Here is a 23106-nt window from a genome sequence, read left to right as displayed (position 1 = left end):
GGGCCGAGGCCCGCGCGCCGCGTGCGGTCGCCCGCGCCGACGGGGCGCGCGGGGCAGACCAGGCGCCGGGACCAGACGCGGCACCCGGCGTCGTCTGGCCGGTGTACACCCAGGATGCGGCATCCCGCGCCCGAACGAAGTCGGCGAAGCTCAGGGTGGGAGGTTCTGGGGCAGGGGAGGGGGCTGGGCGCCCCGGGTTCGGCGTGCCGGTCTCGCGCCGCGGCGGGGTGCGCGGCGGAGTGCTCGCTGCCCCGGGTGCGGTTGGCGGGCCCGGCCGGCTCGCTCCGGACGCCGAACTTGTGCCGGACGCCGAACTCGCGCCGAACCCGGATCCCGCCCCGGATGCCCAGCTCGCCCACGACCCCGCGCCAGCCCCAGACGCCGATCCAGCCGGCTCCGGGGGCGCCAGCCGCAGCCGGGTGTGCAGAACGTCCCGGGCGTCGCAGACCCTGATGAACTCGGCGCTCGCCGCCGCCTGCTCGGCGGGCGACGATCCGGCCAACCTGTCGGGGTGGCACAGGCGCGCCCGCGCCCGGAACGCCCGGTCCACCTCCTGCCGGGTCGCCGAGGCGCTCACCTTCAGAACGGCAGCGGCCGCCGCCGCCGACATCGGCGCGGGCTTCATCGGCTCTCCCCGTTCGAGCGCAGGTAACGCTCGTAGTGCGCCCGGTCAACCTCAAGCTTCAGCCGAGCGGCCGCGTCCCGCACGCTCACCAGCAGGTCCGCCTCGATCGCGCGGATCGCGAGCCGGGCCTGCCAGGTCTTCACCGACATCGTAAGCAGAGCCAGAGCGACGACCACCCCCGCCGCGACATCCGTATGTGCGGCGAACCCGTACACGGTGAACCCGGCGGCAAGAGAACACAGGAGGATGCCCGCCCACAGGTTGCGCCGGGCCGCCCGCAGCTGCGGGCGCGCCATCCGTGCCCACACCGCATCGTTACGCACCCAGAACGGCCAGCGCGGCGGCGAGTGCGGGCATCCGGCTACCGGCACCCAGCCCGGCGGCGGCTGCCAGCCCAGGTGCATGGTCACCCATTCGAGTGTGGGCGTGGGCCAGCCGGGTGGCGTCTGGAAGACCAGCGGCAGGTGTTCGGCAGGGGTCTGCGCGGTGGGCATGGTCGACACGCGCCGAGCCTATCGGCCCGGTGCGGCCGACAGGAGAACCCCGTCCGGGGCGACGGTCAGCGCGCCGCGAGGGTGCTGAGCAGGGCCGCCGGCAGCTCCGGCTCGGGCACCGTCACGGCGAACAGGGTGCCGTTGTGGCGTTCGACCACCATGCCGGGTCCGCGCGTCAGCACGACGGCCGAACGGCCGGGCAGAACCCGGTAGCCCCAGCCGCCCCACTCGAGCGGGCGAATGCTCTCGGCGCGTGCGGAGCGGATCTGGTCGAGGGCGATCTGTTTGATTGGCAGCCGCAGCAGGCTCGACACCACGCGCAGCCCGCGGCGGTCCACGCTCACCCGCAGTCGACCGAAGACGAGGCAGATGGCGGCCACGAGCACGAGTGTCACCGCTCCGCCGGCGCCGGCGCCTCCTTCGATGGCGCTGAAGATCGCGAGACCGGCCGCGCTGAGGGCCAACGCGCCCGCAAACCAGAAGAACATCGGCACGGTCACGGTGGTGAACCAGGCGCCGGCCTCGGTGGCGCCCAGCGGCACCGTCGTGGTGCCCGCGGTGCCGCTGAAGTGGCCTTCGAGCGGGCGGCGCGGCGCGAGCGCGTAGGGGAACAGTCCGTAGCCGCAGCCCAGCAGGGCCAGCAGCGGCCAGGCGCCCGCCGCCGGTTCGGGGGAGCCGGTCGCGATCACCAGTCCGGCGGTCACGAGCCAGACGCCGGCGGCCAGGCCGGCGGCGAAGCCGGCCGCGAGCAGCAGCACCCGACGGATCTCCGCCGCCGCGTCGGACAGCGCGATCACCCCCACGATCGCACCGATCAGTGCGATGGCGCCGGTGACCCCGATCATCACCTCGGTGCCCGCGGTGGAGGTGACCTCGGCGCCGTTCCACTGCTTGGGCAGTACCGCCGGCAGCCTGTCGTACCAGAGCGTGGCCGTCACCGAGATGGCGAGCGCCGGCAGCCAGAGTGTGGCCGAGGCCAGACGTTCCGTGAGCGTGGCACGCGGGGTGAGCGCGGGCAGGGTCTCTGATGTGGTCGGGTGGGGCATGGCTCAACCTCTCGTCTGGATCAGGGTGAGGACGTCGGGCAGGGCGACCCCCAGCTTGCGTGCCTCCGCCAGCAGGGCGTCGGCGAGTTCGACGAGGCGCACCGTGCCGGCGCCGGCATCCGCGCGCACCGACGCGCCGCGGCCCTGGCGCATCTCGAGCAACCCGTCATCGCGCAGCTGCTGGTAGGCGCGAAGCACCGTGTGCATGTTGATGTCCAGGGCGCTGGCCAGTTCCCGGGCGGGCGGCAGCCGGGTGCCCGGTGCCAGGGTGCCGTCGGCAACGCCGGCTCGCACCTGGATGGCGAGCTGCTCGGCAATCGACACCGTCGAGGCCGGATCCACACGAAACAACATGTTCGTAATGTTAGTAGAACAATGCCGTTCTGTCGAGAGCGCCGTCGGGTCGGGCCCCGGATGCTGCCCGGATACTGTGGGGGGATGTTGATACGGGCCGTGGTTTCTGATGCGTGATGCCGTGCGGTCGCCTGGGTCGGCGTGGGACGTCGCCATGACGGATGTCGATCCTCGGGATGCAGTTCCCGTGCGTTGGTATGTGCCGACTCCCGGCGACCAGGCGCCATCTGGGCCGACCGTGCTGTGGCTGCACGGGGGAGGGTTCTTCAAGGGCGGTCTGCACCAACCCGAGGCGCATGCCGTGGCCGAGTCGCTCGCTCGGCAGGGCGTGACCGTTGCGACCGTGGACTACCGCTTGGCCCCGCCGCCGGGCCTGCGCTGGGTCAAGTCACGTGCCGGTCGACCCAGAGTGCGATTCCCGTTGCCACTCGACGATGTGCTCACCGCCTATCTCCGCGTGAGCGCTCGATCGCCCGACGGAGTGATTTTGGGAGGAGCGAGCGCGGGAGCCTGCCTCGCCGCCGCAGCAACCCTGCGCGCCATCGATGAGGGGCCGCGTCCGGTCGGCACGGTGTTTGCGTACGGGTTCTTCCACGGCGCGCATCCCCGTGTGCCGGAGGTGCAGCAGCGCTCGCGCGGTCACCGCCGGATCACGCACTCGGTGTGGGGGTTGAACGCGATGAATCGCAACTACGCCGGCTCGACAGCGGCGCTCGCCGATCGACTGGCCTTCGCCGGCGGCCACGAGCTTGACCAGTTTCCGCGCACCCTCATCGTGAACGCGGAGCAGGACAACATGCGCGCCTCCGGTGACCGGTTCGCGGCCGAGCTCGCCGCGTCGGGAGTCGACGTGCAGCACCACGTTCTGACCGGCACCCGCCACGCGTTCTTGAACCGGCCCGGTCTGGCCGCATTCGCGACCACCATCTCGCTGATCGCGGCGTGGAGCCGCGACGAGTAGGGCACGCATCCGCACCCGAAGTGGGCGAAGTGCGGGGTTAGACGGTGACGAGAAGGTGCGCGATCGAGTCCAGTGCGCCAGGTACGAGCCTGTAGTAGGCCCAGGTTCCCCGCTTGTCGCGGGAGAAGATGCCGGCCTCAACGAGGATCTTCAGGTGATGTGACACCGTGGGCTGGCCCAGGCCGAGTGGTTCGGTGAGATCGCACACGCAGGCTTCGGCATCGTCGTGCGCCGCCACCATCGAGATGAGGCGCAGCCGAGCGGGATCGGCGATGGCCTTGAGGGTGCGGGCCAGCTTCTCGGCGTTGTCGGCGCTGATTGCTTCCCGCGTCAGCGGGGCACAGCAAGCGGTGACGTCCGTGAGGGGCAGGAGCTCGGTGACCGACATGGGAATATCCTCGCAGATAAATTGACAAATATCGATATAGCTCGCTACGTTGAATCGACGGTGATCAATGTTCAGCTTGAATGACGTTCGGAGCCCAATGACTTCCCCTCTTTCCACCGATACGCCGGGCCGGCTGGGCACGGTCGATCGGTTCCTGCCGGTCTGGATTCTCGCGGCCATGGGGCTGGGGCTTCTGCTTGCCGTGTTCGCACCGGGCCTGGGCGAGCTGCTGCATTCGTTCCAGATCGGTTCGGTGTCGGTGCCGATCGCGGTGGGCCTGCTCGTGATGATGTATCCGGTGCTCGCGAAGGTCCGCTACTCCGATGCCCGGGCGGTCGCCGGGGACCGCAGGCTGCTCGTCTCCTCGCTGGTGTTGAACTGGCTCCTGGGCCCGGCGCTGATGTTCGCCCTCGCCTGGATCTTCCTGCCCGACCTGCCGGAATACCGCACCGGGCTGATCATCGTGGGCCTGGCCCGGTGCATCGCCATGGTGCTGATCTGGAACGACCTGGCCTGCGGCGACCGGGAAGCGGCCGCGTTCCTCGTCGCGGTCAACTCCGTCTTCCAGGTCATCGCCTTCTCCGCCCTGGGCTGGTTCTACCTGCAGATCCTGCCCACCTGGCTCGGGCTGTCCACGACCAGCGCCTCATTCTCGATCTGGGCGATCACGGCGAGCGTGCTGGTGTTCCTGGGGATCCCCTTGGTCGCCGGCTACCTGTCCCGCCGCATCGGCGAGGCCACCCGGGGACGCGCCTGGTACGAGGCGAAATTCCTCCCCAAGGTGGGACCGTTCGCCCTGTACGGGCTGCTGTTCACGATCGTGATGCTCTTCACCCTGCAGGGCCAGCAGGTCATCGACCGGCCCCTCGACGTGGTGCGCATCGCCCTGCCGCTCCTGGTCTACTTCGCCGTGATGTTCGGTGTCGCCTTCCTCGCCGGCCGGCTGATCGGGCTGGCGTACGAGCGCACCACCACTCTCGCGTTCACCGCCGCCGGCAACAACTTCGAACTGGCCATCGCCGTGGCGATCGGTACCTTCGGCGCGTCCAGCGGACAAGCCCTCGCGGGCATCGTCGGCCCGCTGATCGAGGTGCCCGCCCTGGTCGCCCTGGTCTATCTCGCCCTCTGGCTGCGCCCCCGGCTCTTCCCGCAGCGCGCAGTCGTCCTGCCGGACGCCGCCTCCCCGCACCTTCTGTCCGACCGTGTCTAACAACCCCCTCAGCAAAGGAACCCGCTCATGACCGACAAGCCCACAGTCCTCTTCGTGTGCATCCACAACGCCGGCCGCTCGCAGATGGCGGCCGGGTACATGACCGCCCTCTCCCACGGCGCCGTCGAGGTGCGCTCCGGCGGCTCCGAACCGGGAAACGAAATCAACCCGATGGCCATCCAGGCGATGAAAGAGGAGGGTATCGACATCAGCCAGGGCGTACCGCAGCTGATGACCACCGAGGCCGTGCAGGCATCGGATGTGGTGATCACCATGGGCTGCGGCGACGTCTGCCCGATCTTCCCCGGCAAGCGGTACGAGGACTGGGAGCTGGTGGACCCCAAGGGCAAGAGTATCGAGGAGGTGCGGCCCATCCGCGACGACATCAAGGCCCGAATCACCGCTCTGCTGGCCGAGATTCTGCCCACGCAGGCCTGACCCGCCACGACCGAACACCATCACCGCATCACCGACCGAGAGGAACAACTCATGACCGAGAAGTCCGACATCACCGAGAACGTGCGGGAGCGGTACGCCGCGGCGGCCCTGCAACTTACCGACGTCTCGGATGCGGCCAGCGCGTCCTGCTGTGTGCCCACGGATCTCGGCAACGGTGACGTCTTCGGCTCGATCCTCTACACGGGCGGGGAGTCCGCCGAGATTCCCCCAGAAGCCTTCCTCGCCAGCCTGGGCTGCGGCAATCCCACGGCGGTGGCAGATCTCCGTGCCGGCGAGACCGTGCTCGACCTCGGCTCCGGCGGCGGCATCGACGTGCTCCTCTCCGCCCGACGGGTGGGCCCCACCGGGTTCGCCTACGGCCTCGACATGACCGACGAGATGCTCACCCTGGCCCGCGCCAACGCCGCCAAGGCCGGTGCGACCAACGTCGAATTCATCAAGGGCCAGATCGAGCAGATCCCCCTGCCCGCCGAGACGATCGACGTGATCATCTCCAACTGCGTGATCAACCTCTCTGCCGACAAGAACGCAGTCATTGCCGAAATGTTCCGGGTGCTCAAGCCGGGCGCACGCCTCGGCATCTCCGACGTCGTCGCCGAAGACCACCTCAGCGAACAGGATCGAGTCGAGCGCGGCAGCTATGCGGGCTGCATCGCCGGCGCCCTGTCCAAGGGGGAGTATCTCGCCACGCTGACAGCGGCCGGCTTCGCTGAGATCAGCGTCGAGTACACCCACGAGGTCGCCGCCGAAATGCACGGCGCCATCATCAAGGCTGTGAAGCCTCTGCCGGCCGTGGAAGGCTAGCGCCCTCCGGCCCGCGAGCAGGTGCCACCGCACACAGGCACCCCACGATGCGAGGATTCTCTGATGAAGAAAAGTAGCGTTGGGCGCCGGCCGGATGTCACGGCGGTCGAGCTGGTGGGCGGCATCGAACCACTCGAGCTTGAGCTGCACGACTATGACGAGCGGTGGGTCGGGCTCTACCTGGATCACCGACGCCGGATTCTGGATGCCCTCGCGGCAGCGAACGTCGGCGTCGAGCACATCGGTTCCACGTCCGTTCCCGGGCTGGCCGCGAAGCCGATCATCGACATCGTGGTCACCGTCGAAGACATCACCGCCGAGGAGGACTACCTCTCCGCGCTGGTAGCCGTCGGGTACGAGTTGCGCACCCGCGAGCCCGGGCACCGTCTCGTGCGCACACCGGCCCGCGACGTTCACGTGCACATCTACGAACAGGGCGCTCCCGCGGTGGCCGAGTACCTGCTGCTCCGGGATTGGCTGCGCTCCAACGCGCACGACCGCGCCCTCTACGAGAGCACCAAGCGGTCGTTGCTCCAAAGCCGCTGGCACGATATGAACGCCTACGCCAACGCGAAGACCGACGTCATTCTCGCGATCAAAGCGCGAGCGCGAGCCGCTCGCCGGTAGGAACGTGGGATCGCCGTGGGGAGCGGCGTCAATCCCGGTCGGCGAGTACGTCGACGTCGACCGTTGGGACGCTATGCGTTGCGCCGGACGTGTCGAACTCGACGGTGCAATTGCCTGGCGATGAAGCGTGCTGCTATGCAATGGTGTCCCTATGACCGTTCACCCACCGCTGGCCGATGCGGGCTGCAACGCAGGCGCCGTGGCTGGCACCTTCCTGATGGGGATCGCGCTCGGCCCTGTTTCTGGGGCAGTCATCGCGATTGTGAGTCATGTTGTTCATGAACTGTCCCGAGGTAGCGCAGCATCTCTATCGTTGGTGGTCTCCCTCATGTTCACGGTTTTTGGCGGAATCGTCATTGGGGTCGCGTCGAGTGTTGGCGCTGCGTTGGCGCTTTGGGTCGTTGATTCCCGATTGAGGCGCCCTTGGTTCGTCCAGGGAACCATCGCTGGTGTCGGTGCGCTTGTTCCGGCGATCGGTGTCTATTTTTACGTAACCCAAACCGCGACCGGCAATGCCCCGGCAACGATTCCTCTATTCGCGTTCATCTTCGCGATTGCATTCGCCCTCATGGTTCTCAGATCGAATAAACACCACGCGCCGCCGAGCCGAGCATCCCGAAGATCCGGCACCGGCGCGAGAATTTGAGTGCGCACCCAGGGTGTGCGGATCGTTGATTCGATCGTGCGGAACGGCAATGATGGACGCAACCGAGAGTGGGGCCTATGAGATCCAACGCACCGATACCGGGAGACCCGTGGCCTCACGACATGATGATCACCGTCGAGGATCGACCTCACTTCCTCCTGGAACTGCTCTGGATCCGGGAAGCGTATGCGTTGAAGGTTGACGGCGAAGACCTCCCTCCTCTCCTGACCGACCCGCCCGCATCCGTTCAGCATGCTGCCGTGAGTACCGTCGCTCGCGAGGAGTGGGCGGGCGCCTGGCCCCGCATCTGGAAAGCGGTCGTGGCGCACGTGGGGCCGGACATCGATCCAGGACTCTTCGTCGAGATTCAGGCCACTGCAAACGGTTCGGTCGAACGTGCCGATCTTCTCCAGCGCATTGTCGGACCCAGCTGGCGCGACGAGTTCGGGGACAGTGTCTTCGACCACGACTCGTACAGCACCTGGTCACGAGTGGGCATGGATGCTCACCTGGCGGGGATGCCGACGCGACTCGAAGACGATCCGGAGCGACGTGATCTACCCGCACTGGTCTCCGCGTGGCATGCGGGCCTGACGAAGATCGTGACCATCCCGTGTTCGGGTGAGTTCACACGCAGAATCAGCGAGAACGCGCTGCTCATGACCGCCGCCACGCGTGCGGACAGTGACAGCTACCGGCGCGCGTTGAGCGCCTTCATCTGACTGCGCGTGAGGTTGAGCGATGCAGGCGGCCCACCGGCAATCCCACCAGGGTTGCGATGCCCGCTCGGGCGCCTGGATCTTGTCCCTGATCGGCACCAAAGAAAATCTGGACCACGAGACTCACGCGCGACCATGAAGGAGAAAACGATGAAGCGGTTTGCACAAGTTGTCAGCGGAGCCCTGCTCGTTGCTCTTTTTCTCGTGTGGATCTACATCCGCGACCGCACTGCACTCGCCGAATTTCTCCCCGACGACGAACCGCTCCGATTCGTCGCCCATCTCATCGCCTGGGGCAGCCTTCTCGGCGGAGTCTCGCTAATCGCGTCAGCGTGGTCAAAGAAGAGCGAACCGCAGCGCAGGGAATGACGAGGGATTCGCTTTCAGCCTTCAGCTGGAGCTCTTATCGCATGGAATTTTGATACTGCCACCGGCATCCGATCGCATAAAACTGTCGGCTGGCGTCGGCGTTTTGTGTCAGATCGAGTTGCTCCTGCCGCAGCGTCATGTGGTCTGCTGGAAGCACGTCCCGTTCTAATCCGAGAGGTTTGCCATGCACCCGTTCCCTACCCCGCCCCGAGAGGTCCTGATCGGCGGCGCCGCGGCGTTTGTCGGCATCACTCCGCGGACGATCCGCCACTACCACCAGGTCGGCCTGCTGCCTGAGCGCGAGCGGGGCAGCGACGGCCGCCGCCGGTACGGCTACGCGGAGATCATCCGGCTGCTCTGGATCCGCCGTATGGCCGACGCCGGGATCGCCCTCGACGACATCCGCGACGCCTTCGACGGCGCCGCACCGAGCGGCGCCGACGGCGAGGACGAGATCGCAGGCGTCCTCGCGCGACTGGAGGACACCCTCGCCGCGCAGGAGGCCGAGCTGCAGCGGAAACGCGCCTCGGTGCAGCGCATGCGGACCCTCGGCAGCCGACTGGGACTGCTCGACGATCTCGTCTCCAACCGCCTCGCGGGCGTGCCCGAGGGCTCGCTGCGCCAGGACGACCTGGACGTCCTGCTGGTCAACGAACGAACCTTCGGTCCCCTCGGCGCCGTCATGCTGGCGGGCCGCTTCCTCGCTTTGGCCCTCGATCCCGAGCTGCGGGCCGAGTCCGACCGCGTCGACGCCCTTGAGGACGCCCTGGACGACACTGTCGCCGTCGACGACCCCCGGGTGGCGCAGGTGGCGGCCGAGCGGCACGCCTTCGAGACCGCGCTGCTGCGCGTCATCGAGGAGTCCGGTCAGCTGGAGGAGGACGACGCTATCTTCAACGCCTGGGACGAGCTGCACCCGCCCGAGGACGCCGACCCGGCGCCCGACCCCGACCCGGCAAAGGGCTCACGCGCGAAGAGCGCGGCGGAGATCATCTGGAGCATGCCCTACGACTTCTCCCCGGCCCGATGGCGAAGCATGGAGCTGGCGGTGCAACTCGTCGCGGCGGCGCCGGCACCCTAAGTGGGCCTGCAGCCTCGGCAAGGTAGTCGGAGGCCTTGCCGAGCGCGACGGGCATCCGCCAGAGTGGGAGCACGCCCGCGTCCCCGAGGAGTCCCCGTTATGAGCACAGCACCAGGACCCATCGATCTCGAATTCACCGGCCCCATCGGGGTGGTGATCAAAGGCGACACCTGGTCGTGCGTGGAGGTGCCGGACTCGGTGGAGTTCTTCGGCACCGGCAAGGCGGTGAAGGTGGTGGCCACGGTGGATGACCAACCGCTCACGCTGGGCCTGATGCCCACCGGCTCGGGTGGGCACATGCTCTCGATCAGTGCCAAGCTGCGCAAGACGCTCGGCAAAGAGCTCGGGGACGACGTCACCGTGCACCTGACCGAACGACTCACCTAGGCGTTACCGGGCACGCAGTTCGGCCTGCTGGTTGCGGGCGCGATGCTCGACCCACACCATCACGCTGCTGTCGCGGCGGTCGAAGAGCTGCGCCCCCACATCCAGCTCGGCAGTGCGCCACTGCACCGGGGTCGGCTGGTCTGGCCAAACCCGCTCGGGCGCCCCGAGCAGGTCGCTGAGCGCGGCCAGCAAGGCCCGATACGTGGCGGCGGTGACCACGCTCTGCGGTTCGGGCACGGATGCGAGGAGAAAGATGACGCTGACGGGCTCGCCGGCCGCGGTCGTGAGGGAGGCGTGATCGATCCCCGCCGGATGCTCCAGATCGTGTTGCACCGAACCGCCGGTGAGCTGCCGGCCCGCCCCGGCCGGCACCGCGAAGCCCAGCCCCCGCAGCGCTTCGGCCGCTGCCTCTTCGCTATCGAGCCACCGGCCATCGAGTAGCGACGAGACGATCCCCACACTCTGCTCCACGGTCATGTCCCCAAGCATCCACCCAGGGGGCGTCGTTGCGACCTAAGGTGAGGCCTGGTTTCACCAGTCGGGCACCCTCTAGGGTCGGTTCGGGGCGGGGAGGGCACACGGTCTTGCTCCGGTCGACGACCGGGGGCACACTGACCGGATGACTCACATCGTGCTGTTTCCGTCGGTCCTCGGTGTGCGCCAGGGCGTGCTCGATGCCGCCGATCTGCTCCGGGACGACGGGCACGAGGTTCTCGTCGCCGACCCGTACGACGGCCGGGTCTTCGACGACTACGACGAGGCCAGCGAATACGAAGACACCATCGGTTACCCCGAACTGATGCGGCGCGCGGTCGACGTGGTGAAAGACATACCCGACGGGTTTCTCACGGCCGGCTTCTCGAATGGCGCGGCAATGGCCGAGCATGTGGCCACCCAGCGCAAGGTCAACGGCGTGGTGATGCTCTCGGGCGCCCTCGACATCACGATCCTGGGTGCGGAGTCCTGGCCGGCCGGCACGAACGCCCAGATCCACACCGCCGTCGATGATCCTTTTCGAGATCAGGCCGGGATCGACGCGGTCATCGCCCAGGTGCGCGCCGCCGGCGGCACCGTGGAGGCTTTCGACTATCCAGGCGCCGGGCACCTGTTCACCGACCGGTCGCGGGCGGCGGAGTATGACCCGTCCGCGGCCGAACTGCTGTGGTCACGGGTGCGGCAGTTTTGCGCGGCCCAAGTGGCCGCGTAGGCATCCGTTGGCCCGCGTGGGCGGTCGGTGGTTGCCTCGTGCGCGGTGAGGTCACCACACGACCGCTCACGCGGGCCGATGGGCGCGGCGCCCGATGACCGGTGCGGCCGGGCGCGGTGGAGCTACACCTCGATCGACTTGGCCGCATCCGTCTTGGACGCGGTGTCGATCTGGATCTTGCGCGGCTTGGCCTTCTCGCTCACCGGAATGAACACCGACAGCACGCCGTTGTCGTAGCTGGCCGAGATGCGGCTGGAGTCCACGCCGTCACCGAGGCTGAACTGCCGCAGGTAGGTGCCGCTCGGGCGCTCCTGCACCAGCCACTTCGCGTTCTCGCGTGCGGCGGCGGTGCGGGTGGCCCGCACGGTGAGCAGCTGGCCGTCCACATCCACGTCTACCGAGCCGGGGTCGACGCCCGGGAGGTCGGCGGCGAGGATGTACTGGTCCTGCTCACGGTACAGATCAACGGGCATGAAACGCGGGCCCGGGCGGAACTGCAGGAGGTCGCCGGTGAGGCGGTCGAGCTCGCCGAAAGGATCGAAAGACATTGCCATAATGAGGATTCCCCTTCCTGATTAGTGAGCCTGGGTGGCTCCTTTTCTGCAAAAAATGTTAGCACTCTGGAGTGAGGAGTGCCAAGTGTGGTGGGGCTGGGCATAGTGCCGCGGATGCGTTTTTCGGCGCTTTGCGGGCAAGGCGCCGCAGTGCGCGTGGCGCGCCACCCGCCTACCGGCGCCTGCCCCGCGCACGTCAAAAGTGCCGTGGCGCACGCCCCGCATAACGGCGCCTGACCCGCACACCTCGGGCGGATGGCCTGGGCTACGTTTGCGGGGCGGGTCGCGGGGTCTCGACAAGCTCGACCAGCGGGAGGGGCTCTTGGGCTGGCGGGGTGCGGGTCGCCGGGACGGCTAGGCGGGCACGACCACGTTGTGCCGGCCGATGGGGAGCATCATGGGGCGGCCGGAGGTGGGGTCGAGAAGCACCTGGCTGGAGAGGCCGAAGACCGCCTGCACGGTCTCCTCGGTGAGCACCTCGTGCGGGGTGCCGGCGGCGTGCACGACCCCGCCGGCCAGGGCGATGAGGTGGTCGGCGTAGCGGGCGGCGAGGTTGAGGTCGTGCAGCACCATCACGATGGTGGTGCCCCGGCTGTGGTTGAGGTCGGTGAGCAGGTCGAGCACCTCGATCTGGTGGCTCACGTCGAGAAACGTGGTCGGCTCGTCGAGTAGCAGCAGGTCGGTCTGTTGGGCCAGCGCCATCGCGATCCACACCCGCTGGCGTTGCCCACCGGAGAGCTCGTCCACGGCCCGGTCGGCCAGCGACGCGGTGTCGGTGGCATCCAGCGCCGCCGCCACGGCGTCGTCGTCGGCCGCGCTCCAGCGGGAGAACATCCGTTGGTGCGGGTTGCGGCCGCGGCCCACCAGGTCGGCCACGGTGATGCCCTCGGGCGCGATCGGCGACTGGGGGAGCAGGCCTAGCGTGCGGGCCAGCTCCTTGGCGGGCATCCGGTGCACCTGCTTGCCGTCGAGCAGCACCTGGCCGGCCCTCGGCGGCAGCAGCCGCGACATCGAGCGCAGCAGGGTGGACTTGCCGCAGGCGTTCGCGCCCACGATCGCGGTGATCTGCCCGGCCGGCAGCACCAGGTCCAGGCCCTCGATCACGGTGCGGTCGCCGTAGCCCAGGGTGAGGTTCTCCACCGTGAGGGTATGAATGAGTGTCACAGGGAGCCTCCGGCGCGGTTGGTGCGGATGATGAGGTAGATCAGGTACGGCGCGCCGAGCACACCGGTGATGACACCCACCGGCATGCGGGTGCCGAAGGCGAACTGGCCGAGGAAGTCACCCACGAGCACGAGCAGCGCACCCACGAGCGCGGCCGGCACGAGCAGCGAGACGCCCGGGCCCACGATGCGGGCGGCGATCGGGCCGGAGAGGAACGCCACGAACGCGATCGGCCCGGCCGCGGCGGTGGCGAACGCGATGAGGCCCACGGCGGCGATGATCAGAATCAGCCGGGAGCGCTCCACGCGCACCCCCAGAGCGGATGCCGTGTCGTCGCCCAGCTGGCTCATCGACAGGTTGCGCGACTGCCCGAGCAGCACCGGCGCGAGCACCACCAGCGCGATCAGCACCGGTAGGGTCTGCGCCCAGGAGACCCCGTTGAGGTTGCCGGTGAGCCAGCGGGTGGCCTCCTGCAGGTCCCACATCGCGGCCCGGGAGAGCACGTAGGCGGTGAGGCTGTCGAGCATCGCGGCGATGCCGATGCCGATCAGGATGAGCCGGGTGCCGAGCACGCCGCTCTTGAACGACAGGGCGTAGATCAGCAGCGCCACGCCCAGGCCGGCGCCGATGGCGAGCACCGACACCGCGGTGCCGCTGATCGACAGGGTGACGATGGCGAACGCCGCCGCGGCGCTGGCGCCGGAGCTGATGCCGATGATGTCGGGGCTGGCCAGCGGGTTGCGCAGCATGGTCTGAAAGGTCACGCCGCCCATGCCGAAGCAGAGCCCGGCGAGCACGGCCAGGGTGGCCCGCGGCAGCCGCAGCCGGCCCACGGTGAAGCCGGCACCGGGCACGTCCTGGCCCAGGATGACGCCGAGCACCTCGGCGGGGGAGTAGAAGGTCTGGCCCACCAGCAGGCTCACGATGTAGCCGAGCACGATGAGCCCGGCGAGTACGCCGATCACCCAGCGGCGGCGGGCGGTGCGGCGCACCCGGCTGCGCGCCACGACCTGCCTGGTCGACAGCGGCGGCGCATCCGCCACCGAGCGTTCGAGGGTCACAGCTCACGCACCTTGCGTCGGCGCACGATGTAGATGAAGAAGGGGGCGCCGATGAGGGCGGTGATGATGCCCACGTCGATCTCGCTGGGCCGCGCCACGATGCGGCCGAGCACGTCGGCGCCGGTGAGCAGCGCGGCGCCGAGCACGGCGGAGAACGGCAGCAGCCAGCGGTGGTCCACGCCCACGATCAGGCGGCAGGCGTGCGGAACGACCAGGCCGACGAAGCCGATCGGTCCGGCCACGGCGGTGATGGCACCGCAGAGCACCACGGCGCCGATCGCGGCGGCGGCGCGGGCGATGGCCACGCGTTCGCCGAGGCCGGCCGCGAGGTCGTCGCCGAGGGCGAGTGAGTTGAGCGACCGGGCGGAGAGCAGGCTCACGATCAGGCCCGCGAGGAGGAAGGGCGCCACGACACGGATGCTCTCGAGGGTGGCGCCGCCCACGCCGCCGATCTGCCAGGAGCGCACGCCCTCGGCGATGTCGTTGCGGGGGAGCACCACGGCGGTGACGAACGAGGCCAGTGCGGCCGAGGTGGCCGCGCCCGCCAGGGCGAGCTTGAGCGGGGTGGAGCCGCCGCGGCCGAGCGACCCAATCGTGTAGACGAACAGGGCGGTGGCGCCGGCGCCCACGATGGCGACCCAGATCATCTCGCTGGCGCTGGTGAGACCGAAGTAGGCCATGCCGCAGACCACGGCGAGGGATGCGCCCACGTTGACCCCGAGGATGCCCGGGTCGGCCAGCGGGTTGCGGGTGACGCCCTGCATCACCGCGCCGGACAGACCCAGGGCCGCCCCGGCGACCACGGCGAGCAGGGTGCGCGGAATGCGGGTGGCCACGGCAGCCGGGCCGAACCCGTCGATCGAGCCGCCGAGCGCGGCGACGATCTCAGCCCAGCTCACCTCGCGGGAGCCGATCATCACCGAGGCCAGCATCAGACCGGCAAGCACACCGAGGGAGACCAGCAACCACAACGACCGAAGCCGCTTCGGGCGGCGCACGGTGGCGACGCTCGAAGCGGCTGGGTTCAGCGTGGTGGAAGTGGTCACTTAGCGTTGGCGGCCGCGGCTGCGAGCAGCTTGGTGTAGTCGCCGAGCACGTAGGAGATCGACAGCGCGGTGGGGTTCGCCGCGGTGCCCATCGGGCCGGAGCCGGAGAGCGCCACGATGGACTTGTTGGCCACGGCGGGGATCTGCGAGAGCAGCGGGTCGCCCTCGAGGGTCGCGACCAGTTCGTCGCCGCCGTAGGTGACGATCACGTCGACGTCGTTGAAGGCATCCGCCTGCTCGGCGCTCTGCGTGAGGGAGTACTCCTTGGTGGCGCTGGATGCCTCGATGATGCTCGGCGCGCTGACCATGCCCAGGTCGTCGAAGAACATGGTGCGGGTGTCGTGCGTGGTGTAGAAGCTCACCTGGCTGAGGTCGGCTTCGTCGACGTGGGTGAGGAACATGACCGAGGTGTCGGCCAGCTCCGGGTAATCGGCGGCGGTGTCGGCGATCTCTTTTTCGAGCTCGGCGATGAGGTCGTCGCCCTCGGCGGCCATGCCCATGCCGAGCGCATTCTGGGTGATGGTGTCTTGCCACGAGGTGCCCCAGGCGACCTCGGGGTAGGCCACGACCGGAGCGATCTGGCTCAGCGTGTCGTAGTCCTCCTGGGTGAGTCCGGAGTAGCCGGCCAGAATGACGTCGGGGTTCGTGTCGGCCACGCCCTCGAAGTCGATGCCCGCGGTCTCGTCGAACAGCACCGGGGTCTCGGCGCCGAGCTCGTCGAGCTTGTCCTTCACCCAGGGCAGCAGGCCGTCGGTGTCGTCGTCACCCCAGGTGACGCCGGCCATGCCCACCGGCACAACGCCGAGGGCCAGCGGCACTTCCTGGTTCTCCCAGGAAACCGTGGCGATGCGTTCGGGCTTGGTTTCGATCACGGTTTCGCCGAAGGCGTGCTCGATGGTGATCGGCGTGAAGTCGCCGTCAGTGGCTGCGGCGGTGTCTGCGGCGGGGGAGGAGGAGCAAGCGGCGAGGCCGAGCGTGAGCACGGCGGCGGCCGAGAAGGCAATGAGTGTGGATGCGCGGGGCATGGTTTTCCTCGTGATCGTGGTGCAGGGGGTCGGGGACGGACCGGCGGCAGCTGTGATGCCGCAACCCTCGGCCGCGCGCAGAGGTCCAGGCCAGGCGCATCCGTAAGGGTTGCCTAACCTTACCAGTGCGTTCGCATACAAAAGCAAGTCCCTCCACCCAATCTCGACGGCGCCCCCGCCCGCCGGTCGAGCTTGTCGAGACCCCGCAACTCGTCCTCTCGGACCCGCCCCGGCGCATCCGCCCGAGCTGCGCGGGTCGGGCGCCGTTATGCGGGGCGTGCGCCAGGGCCCTTTTGAGGCATGCGGGGTAGGCGCCGTTATGCGGGTGGCGCGCCAGGCGCATAGCGGCGCCTTGCCCGCACGAGGAGAATCGCCCATCCGTCGGGCAGCGGCGGCAGGCAACATCGCCGCCCTGTATTACCCACTTGACACACCTGCTACTGTATCGATGACTTGATACAGAAGGGTGCCTGTCATGGGTCTCATCCCGCTCGCCATCATCACCGCCGCGCTCGCCCTCGTCTGGCTGGCGGTCGTGCGGCTCCGTCACACTGAGGCGTTCCGTCGCGTCACGGTGCCGGCCCACCTGGCGCCCAGCCTGCACGCCGCCCGGCACGCCTTCCGACGCCGAGGTGCCCTCGTCGCTGCGGCCGCCGTCGCGGTAGCCGGACTGGCCGTTGGGCTCGACCAAGCAATGCCCGACCCCTACGGTCTGCTCCTCATCCTCACCCCTGCCCTGATGAACCTGGCCGGCCTGATCGTCATCGCCGCCCTCCCGCGAGTGCCGGTGGCCGAATCCGGCAGCCAACGCAGCGCCGACCTAGCGCCGCGGCGGCCTTGGACCTTCGCCCCCACCTGGGCGCGGCTGCTGCCGACCACGGCCGGGCTGCTGTTACTCGCGGTGATAGTCGGCTTCGGGCTCACCGCCTCCGGGTCGGAAGACGGCCTGTCCCGCGCCATCCGCATCGACAGCGGCGCCTACAGCAGCACGGCGACCCCGTACCCCGGCTGGTTCTACGGCCTGCCCGTGCTGCTCCTCGCCGTGGCCCTCGCGGTGACGGCGGCTACGGCGCTGGCGCGGGTCGCCGCATCCGCCCGCCCCACCGACGCCACCTTGCGCGAGGCCGACCAGGTGATGCGGATGCTGATCACCCGGGTGATCGTGAAACTCACCACCGGCACGTTCGTCGTTTATCTGGGTGGCCTGATGTTCATGGGCGGCATCGCGTTGAGCGCGGCGAGCGGCCAATGGTTCGACGGCAGCTACGCGCAGATCGAGCCCTGGGCCGCGGTGGCAATCACCCTGTTCTGCGTCGGGCTCATCGCGGTGGGCATCGGTGTGGCGCTGGTGCTGCTTGCCGTGCTGGATGCCCTGACACCGCCGTTCACCATGCTCCCCGCGCCCGTGGCTGCCGAGCGGAACCGCGCATGATCACCATCGACGAGGCCAGCCCCACCCCGCCGTTCGAGCAGATCCGGCAGCAGCTCACCGATGAGATCCTCTCCGGCAACCTCACGCCCGGCGACAAGCTGGCCTCGGTGCGCCAACTGGCCGGCGACCTGCGGCTGGCGCCCGGAACGGTGGCGCGCGCCTACTCGGAACTGGAATCCGACGGACTGCTGATCTCCAACCGCTCGGGCACCCGCGTGCGCGCCGTCACCCCGCTGCCCGCTGCGGCACGCGCTGCCGCTCGCGACTACATCGCCGCGCTCGGCGGGCTCACCCTCGCCGACGCCATCCGCGCCGTGCGGGTGGAGTGGACCGACCCGGCGGTGTGAGGGCGAGCGTGTCACTCGAGTGGCCGACCCCTGTCGGCGTGCAGAAACCGCACCTCGAAAAGAGGAAGAAGTGAGCTCAAAAGGACGGAATCGGACATACGGTCCGTAATTCGGACCTTTGTCCTTTTTAGCGTTCGTTGCACCCCGACCTACTCCACCCCCAGCGCCGACGCAATGGCTTGCACCGGCGCATCCGCCTGCGTAGCGTCGAGGGATGAAAATCGGATACAAGCTGATCGCCGAGAGCTTCGGACCCCAGGAACTTGTTCGCCAGGCCGTGCGCGCCGAACGGGCCGGCTTCGACTTCGTGGAGATGAGCGACCACTTCCATCCCTGGGTGGAGGCGCAGGGCCATTCGCCGTTCGTCTGGAATGTGCTCAGCGCCATCGCCGCGAAGACCAGCACCCTGGAGCTCGCCACAGGCGTCACCTGCCCGAGCGTGCGCTACCACCCGGCCATCATCGCGCAGGCCGCCGCCACCCTGGCGCTGCTCTCCGACGGCCGGTTCACCCTCGGCGTGGGCTCGGGCGAGCGCCTCAACGAGCACATCGTGGGCCGCGGCTTCCCCGGCATCCATGAGCGGCACGCCACCTTCAACGAGGCGCTCGACATCATCCGGCTGCTCTGGCAGGGCGGCTACCAGAACTACAACGGCACCTACCTCAAGCTTGAGGATGCCCGCATCTTCGACCTGCCCGACGAACTGCCCACCATGGCCGTGGCCGTGAGCGGGCCCAAGTCCGTGGCCCTCGCCGCCGAGCACGGCGACGGCCTGTTCGCCACCGAGCCCAAGGCCGACCTGGTCACCGGCTACCGCGATGCCGGCGGCACCGGCCCGCTCTACGCCGAGGCACCGTTGGCCTGGGCGCCCACCGCAGACATCGCCGTGCGGGCGGCCCTCCGCACCAACGCGTGGGCGCTGAGCGGCTGGAAGGTGATGAGCGAGCTGCCGAACCCGGTGAACTTCGAGGCCGCCGCGGCCACGGTGCGCGAGGACGACATCCGCGGCCAGTTCGCCTGGCCCCGACGTGGAGCGGCACCTCGAGGTGATCGGCCAGTACACGGATGCCGGTTTCGACCACATCGCGCTCATGAACGCCGGCCCCGACCAAGACGGTTTCTTCGACTTCTTCGAAAACGACCTGCGCCCCCGACTGCTCGACGAGAGCACCCGATGACCTCGCGCACGCCCGTGCCCCGGGCGGTGCTCTTCGACATCGACGGCACCCTGGTCGACTCCAACTACCTGCACGTCGACGCCTGGCACCAGGCCTTCCAGACCTTGGACGTCGAGGTCGAGGCCTGGCGCATCCATCGCTCCATCGGGCAGGATGCCGGCACACTGCTGACCTCGCTGGTGGGGGAGAAAGACGAAGCCTGGGTCAGCCGCGCCAAAGACCTGCACGCCGAGAACTACAAGGCTCTCGCGCCGCGGCTCAGGCTGCTCCCGCAGGCCCGGCAACTGCTCGAAGCGGTTCACGGCCTGGGCATCAAGGTGGTGCTCGCCACCTCCGCGCCCCAGGCAGAGTTGGACATCCTGCTCGACCTGCTCAGCGCCGATGAGGCCATCCACGCCGCCACCAACGCCGACGACGTGGATGTGGCCAAGCCCGACCCCGACATCGTGCGGGTGGCCCTCGACCGGGCCGGTGTCGCACCCAATGAGGCCGTCTTCGTGGGTGACTCGGAGTGGGACATCGAGGCGGCGTCCCGGGCGGGTGTGCGCTCGTTCGGGGTGCTCACCGGCGGCATCGCCGGGGACCTGCTCATGCAGGCCGGTGCCGAGAGGGTTTTCGCCGGCCCGGCCGACTTCCTCGACCGGCTCAACGAGCTGGGCTGGCTCGAGTAAGACGAAGGTGCCGCCAACGCCAAACGGCCGGCCCTTTCGGGACCGGCCGCTCGTGCATCCGCCGAAGCGAACGTGTTACTTGATCATCACCTTGCCCTCGAGGGCGGTGTCGTCAGACGCCGTGCCGACGTGGATCGGCACGTTGCCGGTGGGGGTGACCCAGGCGTCGGCCTTACTGTCCCAGTAGGCGAACGCCCGCGGGTCGAGCTCGACAGTGACCTTGGACGACGCCCCGGCGGCCAGGTCGACCTTGGCGAAGCCGGCGAGCCGACGCTCGGGAGTGGCAACATCCGTGGCGAGTTCGCCCACGTAGACCTGCACGGTCTCGGTGCCGGCGACCGCCCCGGTGTTGGCCACGTCAACGGTCACGCTCACGGCGGGGGTGCCGCCGTTCTTCACCGGCTTGCCGGTCTGCTTGGCCTTGAGGCCGTCGAAGCCGAACGAGGTGTAGCTCAGGCCGTGACCGAACGCGAACTGCGGCGCGATGTCGTTGGCCAGGTAGCCGCGGTAGCCGATGTTGACGCCCTCGGCGACCGTGGCGGTGCCGTTCACGCCGGGGAACGACGCGGTAGCCGCGGTGGGCGTGGCGTCATCAGCGGTGGCGAAGGTGACGGGCAGCTTGCCCGACGGGTTCACGTCGCCGAAGAGCACGCCGGCGATCGCGGCGCCCTGCTCCTGGCCGCCATACCAAGCCTCGAGCACCGCCGGAACGTCGCTGAGCCACGGCATATTCACCGAGCCGGCGGTGGTGAGCACCACAACCGTGTTCGGGTTCGCAGCGGTGACCGCGCTGATCAGGGCATCCTGCTCGTTGGCGAGGGTGAGGGTGCTCTTGTCGCGTCCTTCACCCACGTAGTCGCGGGCGAAGACCACGGCCACGTCCGAGGCCGCAGCGGCCTCGGCGGCAGCGGTCACGGCCGGTGCCACGGCGTCGTCGGGGTGCTCCCAAGTCAGCACCAGGTCGGCGGCGCTTTCCTGGTTGGCGTCGCCGGAGTTGTTCACGTACTCGACGCGGATGTCGTGTGCTTCGCCGGCCTTGAGCTGCAGGGCTGCTCCGGTGTCGGTGCGCACCGCGTGCGGGTCGGAGCCGTCGATGATCTCTTCACCGTCGATGAACAGCTGGGCGCTGCCGAAACCGGTCAGCGACAGGGTGTACTCGCCGTCGGCCGGAGCGGTGATGCTGCCGGTCCAACGGGCCGAGAGCGGGCCGCCGAACGCGTAGCCCGGAACCTTGGGGACCGACGAGCCGTACAGCCCGTCGAGCGCAAGGAACCCGGCGCTGAGCGCGACCTGGTCCTCGGTGCGCACGGCGTTCGGCTCTCCGGAGGTGTCATTGCTGAACCAGTATTCGGCGGTGAGGCCGGTGGTCGACGGGTCGCCGGCCGGGGTGAGCACCGAGGAGGGTACCGCGGCGCCCTTCAGCGAGTGCGCGGGACCGACCGAGTCCGTGCCCTCGGCGTAGGTCACGTTCACGCCGTCTCCGACCTTGGCGCGGATCGCGTCGAGGGGAGTGGAGGTGGCGGTGGGCTTGACCACGGAGCTGCCGCCGCCGGTGGCGAGGGCGTCGGCGTCGGCACCGATCACTGCGATCGAGTCGAGGCTCGCGGCATCCAGCGGCAGGGCCGCGGTGCCGGCGTCGGCCGGGGCGTCGTTCTTGAGCAGCACGGCGGCGTTCTCGGCGACCTCGCGGGCCACGGCGGCGCTGGCGGCCTCGGGGAACTCGGTGACGGCGACGGGCACGTCGAAGGAGCCGAACTCGAACATGGTGCGCAGGATGCGGTGCACCTTGTCGTCGATGGTGGCCTCGCTGACCTCACCGTTGTTCACGGCGTCAATGAGCGGCTGACCGAAGTACGACGCGGCCGGGAACTCGACATCCAGGCCGCTGTTGGCGGCGAGCCCGGTGCTGTGGGTGGCGCCATAGTCCGTCTGAATGAAGCCCTTGAAGCCGTAGTCCTTCTTCAGGATGTCGAAGACTTCGGAGCTCTCGCAGGCGTAAACGCTGTTCACCTTGTTGAACGAGCACATCGCCGAGCCCACGCCGGCGTCGATGGCCGCTTCGATCGGGGCGAGGTAGACCTCGCGCAGCGCGCGTTCGGAGACGTCGATGTTGCCGCCGTTGAGGCGGGCGAATTCCTGGGTGTACGCGGCCGGATGCTTGATGGTGGCGACCACATCGTGGTCCTGCACGGCCGTGATCTCGTCGGCGACGAGCTTGCCGGCCAGCAGCGGGTCTTCGCCGAGGGACTCGAAGGCGCGGCCCCAGCGGGGGTCGCGCACCAGGTCGCCGGTCGGGCCCAGCAGACCGTTCTGGCCGGCGGCGCGGGTCTCCGCGCCGAGCACGTCACCGTAGGCCGTGGCCAGGGCGGTGTCCCAGGTGGCGCCGAGGGCGAGGGGTGCCGGCAGGGCGGTGGCCTCGCCGTTGTTGGTGGCCTGGTTGGTCACGCGCACGCCGGCACCGGCATCCGTGAGCAGCAGCCCCGGAATGCCCAGGCGCTCGAGCGGTGCGATGAAGAACGCGGTCTCGCCGCTGAACTCGCCGTGCAGGCGGGTGACCTTCTCGTCGAGGGTCATCTCCTTCAGCAGCAGGTCGGCGCGGGCGTCGGAGTCGAGCTTGGTGTTCATCCAGGCCGAGCCCGCGATCGGGGCCGCGGTCTTGGCCCGGCCGCGGTTGTTGGCGATGGCTTCCCGGGCACGGTCGGCGTTCGCCGCCTGGCCGGGCTTTATGCGGTCCGGGTCGGGTGCGGCCGAGGCCGCGAGGCCGCCGCCGAGGACGGTGCAGAGGGTGAGGGCGCCGGCAAGCGTGACGAGTGCCACGCGCCGGGAGCGCCGTTGTTGTCTGTTCATCAAGGGGTTCCTAGGGTTGGTATCAAATGCGCGAACGCAGGCTTGAGCCAACCCGCTACCGAAGATGCGGGTCGGATCGAACCCGCATCGGTTCAGAGCGCGCTGAGAGATCCCCGGGCCGTGATCGGCCAGCGGGGTGGGCAGCGCTAGTGCGGCAGTAAATGCGCGCGAGCGGGAGCGTCGACAGACGCTCCGGTGAGACCGGTGAGCGGCCTCAGGGGCAGGGGATTCGGACATTTTGACCCCCCAATGGGGGGCGTAGAAAATAACCTACCAGTATTTAGTTTTGCTGAGAAATCCACAAGAGCACGCCATGAGTCCACGCCCCGCGCCGTTGGTCGAGCGTGTCGAGACCTCCCCCCGCGGGCATGCTCCTGCGCGAGCGCGTCACCACCGCCCGCATA

At 69.0% G+C, this 23106-nt stretch carries 26 protein-coding genes; 14 read left to right on the top strand and 12 right to left on the bottom strand.

Features of this window, described 5'->3' with window-relative positions:
* The 4 genes from ACEN2M_RS15265 to ACEN2M_RS15250 form a co-directional block, all read right to left on the bottom strand.
* The coding region (locus ACEN2M_RS15265) for a J domain-containing protein (protein WP_441648999.1) at window positions 1-625 on the bottom strand (625 nt) is incomplete at its 3' end.
* A complete protein-coding gene (locus ACEN2M_RS15260) occupies window positions 622-1128 on the bottom strand; it encodes a hypothetical protein (protein ID WP_441648998.1) in 507 nt (168 codons plus the stop codon). The genes ACEN2M_RS15260 and ACEN2M_RS15265, both read right to left, overlap by 4 nt.
* Before the next feature lie 56 nt (window positions 1129-1184).
* Window positions 1185-2165, bottom strand: a complete 981-nt coding sequence (locus ACEN2M_RS15255; RefSeq protein WP_441648997.1) for a hypothetical protein — start codon at window positions 2163-2165, stop codon at window positions 1185-1187.
* A gap of 3 nt (window positions 2166-2168) precedes the next feature.
* A complete protein-coding gene (locus tag ACEN2M_RS15250; protein WP_441648996.1) occupies window positions 2169-2519 on the bottom strand; it encodes a GntR family transcriptional regulator in 351 nt (116 codons plus the stop codon).
* A 154-nt stretch (window positions 2520-2673) separates the two neighbouring features.
* On the opposite strand from ACEN2M_RS15250, the gene ACEN2M_RS15245 reads away from it, so the two are divergent.
* Complete coding sequence (locus ACEN2M_RS15245; protein WP_441648995.1) at window positions 2674-3480, top strand: alpha/beta hydrolase; 807 nt, start codon at window positions 2674-2676, stop codon at window positions 3478-3480.
* Between the two features lie 37 nt (window positions 3481-3517).
* Here the strand turns inward: ACEN2M_RS15245 and ACEN2M_RS15240 are convergent, their stop codons facing one another.
* The gene (locus ACEN2M_RS15240; RefSeq protein ID WP_441648994.1) at window positions 3518-3868 is read right to left on the bottom strand and encodes a metalloregulator ArsR/SmtB family transcription factor; all 351 of its coding nucleotides are present in this window, start codon (window positions 3866-3868) and stop codon (window positions 3518-3520) included.
* A 97-nt stretch (window positions 3869-3965) separates the two neighbouring features.
* Between ACEN2M_RS15240 and arsB the strand changes: the two genes are divergently transcribed.
* The 9 genes from arsB to ACEN2M_RS15195 all read left to right on the top strand — a co-directional run bounded on the left by arsB (window position 3966) and on the right by ACEN2M_RS15195 (window position 10170).
* Window positions 3966-5078 carry an ACR3 family arsenite efflux transporter gene (gene arsB, locus ACEN2M_RS15235; RefSeq protein ID WP_441648993.1) on the top strand — a complete coding sequence of 371 codons (1113 nt, stop codon included), beginning with the start codon at window positions 3966-3968 and terminating at the stop codon, window positions 5076-5078.
* Window positions 5079-5105: 27 nt separating this feature from the next.
* Window positions 5106-5516: an arsenate reductase ArsC gene (locus ACEN2M_RS15230; RefSeq protein ID WP_441648992.1), complete on the top strand. Its 411-nt coding sequence runs from the start codon at window positions 5106-5108 to the stop codon at window positions 5514-5516.
* A gap of 51 nt (window positions 5517-5567) precedes the next feature.
* A complete protein-coding gene (gene arsM / locus ACEN2M_RS15225) occupies window positions 5568-6341 on the top strand; it encodes an arsenite methyltransferase (RefSeq protein WP_441648991.1) in 774 nt (257 codons plus the stop codon).
* A gap of 63 nt (window positions 6342-6404) precedes the next feature.
* Complete coding sequence (locus tag ACEN2M_RS15220) at window positions 6405-6968, top strand: GrpB family protein (RefSeq protein WP_441648990.1); 564 nt, start codon at window positions 6405-6407, stop codon at window positions 6966-6968.
* Between the two features lie 151 nt (window positions 6969-7119).
* Window positions 7120-7614, top strand: a complete 495-nt coding sequence (locus ACEN2M_RS15215; RefSeq protein ID WP_441648989.1) for a hypothetical protein — start codon at window positions 7120-7122, stop codon at window positions 7612-7614.
* Window positions 7615-7736: 122 nt separating this feature from the next.
* Window positions 7737-8336, top strand: a complete 600-nt coding sequence (locus ACEN2M_RS15210; RefSeq protein WP_441648988.1) for a hypothetical protein — start codon at window positions 7737-7739, stop codon at window positions 8334-8336.
* 132 nt (window positions 8337-8468) lie between these two features.
* Entirely contained in the window at window positions 8469-8702 is a 234-nt protein-coding gene (locus tag ACEN2M_RS15205; RefSeq protein ID WP_441648987.1) for a hypothetical protein, read from the top strand.
* Window positions 8703-8886: 184 nt separating this feature from the next.
* Window positions 8887-9783, top strand: coding sequence for a MerR family transcriptional regulator (locus ACEN2M_RS15200; protein ID WP_441648986.1), 897 nt, complete (start codon window positions 8887-8889; stop codon window positions 9781-9783).
* 99 nt (window positions 9784-9882) lie between these two features.
* Window positions 9883-10170 carry a DUF1905 domain-containing protein gene (locus ACEN2M_RS15195; RefSeq protein ID WP_441648985.1) on the top strand — a complete coding sequence of 96 codons (288 nt, stop codon included), beginning with the start codon at window positions 9883-9885 and terminating at the stop codon, window positions 10168-10170.
* A gap of 3 nt (window positions 10171-10173) precedes the next feature.
* Here ACEN2M_RS15195 and ACEN2M_RS15190 read toward each other — a convergent pair whose 3' ends face one another.
* The gene (locus tag ACEN2M_RS15190) at window positions 10174-10647 is read right to left on the bottom strand and encodes a hypothetical protein (RefSeq protein ID WP_441648984.1); all 474 of its coding nucleotides are present in this window, start codon (window positions 10645-10647) and stop codon (window positions 10174-10176) included.
* Between the two features lie 142 nt (window positions 10648-10789).
* Between ACEN2M_RS15190 and ACEN2M_RS15185 the strand changes: the two genes are divergently transcribed.
* Complete coding sequence (locus ACEN2M_RS15185) at window positions 10790-11377, top strand: dienelactone hydrolase family protein (RefSeq protein ID WP_441648983.1); 588 nt, start codon at window positions 10790-10792, stop codon at window positions 11375-11377.
* Window positions 11378-11499: 122 nt separating this feature from the next.
* Here ACEN2M_RS15185 and ACEN2M_RS15180 read toward each other — a convergent pair whose 3' ends face one another.
* From ACEN2M_RS15180 to ACEN2M_RS15160, 5 genes are all read right to left on the bottom strand, one after another.
* A complete protein-coding gene (locus ACEN2M_RS15180; protein WP_441648982.1) occupies window positions 11500-11931 on the bottom strand; it encodes an Hsp20/alpha crystallin family protein in 432 nt (143 codons plus the stop codon).
* Between the two features lie 354 nt (window positions 11932-12285).
* On the bottom strand, window positions 12286-13095 hold the full coding sequence (locus tag ACEN2M_RS15175) for an ABC transporter ATP-binding protein (protein WP_441648981.1): 810 nt from the start codon (window positions 13093-13095) through the stop codon (window positions 12286-12288).
* Window positions 13092-14156: a FecCD family ABC transporter permease gene (locus tag ACEN2M_RS15170; protein ID WP_441648980.1), complete on the bottom strand. Its 1065-nt coding sequence runs from the start codon at window positions 14154-14156 to the stop codon at window positions 13092-13094. The genes ACEN2M_RS15175 and ACEN2M_RS15170 overlap by 4 nt, the downstream gene beginning before the upstream one ends.
* Window positions 14153-15202, bottom strand: coding sequence for a FecCD family ABC transporter permease (locus tag ACEN2M_RS15165; RefSeq protein ID WP_441648979.1), 1050 nt, complete (start codon window positions 15200-15202; stop codon window positions 14153-14155). The genes ACEN2M_RS15170 and ACEN2M_RS15165 overlap by 4 nt, the downstream gene beginning before the upstream one ends.
* Window positions 15199-16227, bottom strand: a complete 1029-nt coding sequence (locus ACEN2M_RS15160; protein WP_441648978.1) for an iron-siderophore ABC transporter substrate-binding protein — start codon at window positions 16225-16227, stop codon at window positions 15199-15201. Before ACEN2M_RS15160 ends, ACEN2M_RS15165 begins: the two co-directional genes overlap by 4 nt.
* Before the next feature lie 475 nt (window positions 16228-16702).
* On the opposite strand from ACEN2M_RS15160, the gene ACEN2M_RS15155 reads away from it, so the two are divergent.
* From ACEN2M_RS15155 to ACEN2M_RS15145, 3 genes are all read left to right on the top strand, one after another.
* Complete coding sequence (locus ACEN2M_RS15155) at window positions 16703-17659, top strand: hypothetical protein (protein WP_441648977.1); 957 nt, start codon at window positions 16703-16705, stop codon at window positions 17657-17659.
* Window positions 17656-18006, top strand: a complete 351-nt coding sequence (locus tag ACEN2M_RS15150; RefSeq protein WP_441648976.1) for a GntR family transcriptional regulator — start codon at window positions 17656-17658, stop codon at window positions 18004-18006. Before ACEN2M_RS15155 ends, ACEN2M_RS15150 begins: the two co-directional genes overlap by 4 nt.
* Before the next feature lie 214 nt (window positions 18007-18220).
* Window positions 18221-19855 carry a TIGR03557 family F420-dependent LLM class oxidoreductase gene (locus ACEN2M_RS15145; protein WP_441648975.1) on the top strand — a complete coding sequence of 545 codons (1635 nt, stop codon included), beginning with the start codon at window positions 18221-18223 and terminating at the stop codon, window positions 19853-19855.
* A gap of 75 nt (window positions 19856-19930) precedes the next feature.
* On the opposite strand, the gene ACEN2M_RS15140 is transcribed toward ACEN2M_RS15145, so the two are convergent.
* Window positions 19931-22702, bottom strand: coding sequence for a glycoside hydrolase family 3 protein (locus tag ACEN2M_RS15140; RefSeq protein ID WP_441648974.1), 2772 nt, complete (start codon window positions 22700-22702; stop codon window positions 19931-19933).
* Window positions 22703-23106 lie beyond the last annotated feature (404 nt).

Origin of the sequence: Cryobacterium sp. W22_MBD10_FK3, from assembly GCF_052113745.1 — a bacterium.
In the GTDB taxonomy this organism is placed as follows: domain Bacteria; phylum Actinomycetota; class Actinomycetes; order Actinomycetales; family Microbacteriaceae; genus Cryobacterium.
This window is presented reverse-complemented; position numbering and strand designations above follow the sequence as displayed.

Bases quoted from the DNA above. Each gene is read 5' to 3' on its own strand.
- ACEN2M_RS15255 (WP_441648997.1), bottom strand. From the start codon at position 2,165: ATGCCCCACCCGACCACATCAGAGACCCTGCCCGCGCTCACCCCGCGT.
- ACEN2M_RS15250 (WP_441648996.1), bottom strand. From the start codon at position 2,519: ATGTTGTTTCGTGTGGATCCGGCCTCGACGGTGTCGATTGCCGAGCAG.
- ACEN2M_RS15245 (WP_441648995.1), top strand. From the start codon at position 2,674: ATGACGGATGTCGATCCTCGGGATGCAGTTCCCGTGCGTTGGTATGTG.
- ACEN2M_RS15240 (WP_441648994.1), bottom strand. From the start codon at position 3,868: ATGTCGGTCACCGAGCTCCTGCCCCTCACGGACGTCACCGCTTGCTGT.
- arsB (WP_441648993.1), top strand. From the start codon at position 3,966: ATGACTTCCCCTCTTTCCACCGATACGCCGGGCCGGCTGGGCACGGTC.
- ACEN2M_RS15230 (WP_441648992.1), top strand. From the start codon at position 5,106: ATGACCGACAAGCCCACAGTCCTCTTCGTGTGCATCCACAACGCCGGC.
- arsM (WP_441648991.1), top strand. From the start codon at position 5,568: ATGACCGAGAAGTCCGACATCACCGAGAACGTGCGGGAGCGGTACGCC.
- ACEN2M_RS15220 (WP_441648990.1), top strand. From the start codon at position 6,405: ATGAAGAAAAGTAGCGTTGGGCGCCGGCCGGATGTCACGGCGGTCGAG.
- ACEN2M_RS15215 (WP_441648989.1), top strand. From the start codon at position 7,120: ATGACCGTTCACCCACCGCTGGCCGATGCGGGCTGCAACGCAGGCGCC.
- ACEN2M_RS15210 (WP_441648988.1), top strand. From the start codon at position 7,737: ATGATGATCACCGTCGAGGATCGACCTCACTTCCTCCTGGAACTGCTC.
- ACEN2M_RS15205 (WP_441648987.1), top strand. From the start codon at position 8,469: ATGAAGGAGAAAACGATGAAGCGGTTTGCACAAGTTGTCAGCGGAGCC.
- ACEN2M_RS15200 (WP_441648986.1), top strand. From the start codon at position 8,887: ATGCACCCGTTCCCTACCCCGCCCCGAGAGGTCCTGATCGGCGGCGCC.
- ACEN2M_RS15195 (WP_441648985.1), top strand. From the start codon at position 9,883: ATGAGCACAGCACCAGGACCCATCGATCTCGAATTCACCGGCCCCATC.
- ACEN2M_RS15190 (WP_441648984.1), bottom strand. From the start codon at position 10,647: ATGACCGTGGAGCAGAGTGTGGGGATCGTCTCGTCGCTACTCGATGGC.
- ACEN2M_RS15185 (WP_441648983.1), top strand. From the start codon at position 10,790: ATGACTCACATCGTGCTGTTTCCGTCGGTCCTCGGTGTGCGCCAGGGC.
- ACEN2M_RS15180 (WP_441648982.1), bottom strand. From the start codon at position 11,931: ATGGCAATGTCTTTCGATCCTTTCGGCGAGCTCGACCGCCTCACCGGC.
- ACEN2M_RS15160 (WP_441648978.1), bottom strand. From the start codon at position 16,227: ATGCCCCGCGCATCCACACTCATTGCCTTCTCGGCCGCCGCCGTGCTC.
- ACEN2M_RS15155 (WP_441648977.1), top strand. From the start codon at position 16,703: ATGGGTCTCATCCCGCTCGCCATCATCACCGCCGCGCTCGCCCTCGTC.
- ACEN2M_RS15150 (WP_441648976.1), top strand. From the start codon at position 17,656: ATGATCACCATCGACGAGGCCAGCCCCACCCCGCCGTTCGAGCAGATC.
- ACEN2M_RS15145 (WP_441648975.1), top strand. From the start codon at position 18,221: ATGAAAATCGGATACAAGCTGATCGCCGAGAGCTTCGGACCCCAGGAA.
- ACEN2M_RS15140 (WP_441648974.1), bottom strand. From the start codon at position 22,702: ATGAACAGACAACAACGGCGCTCCCGGCGCGTGGCACTCGTCACGCTT.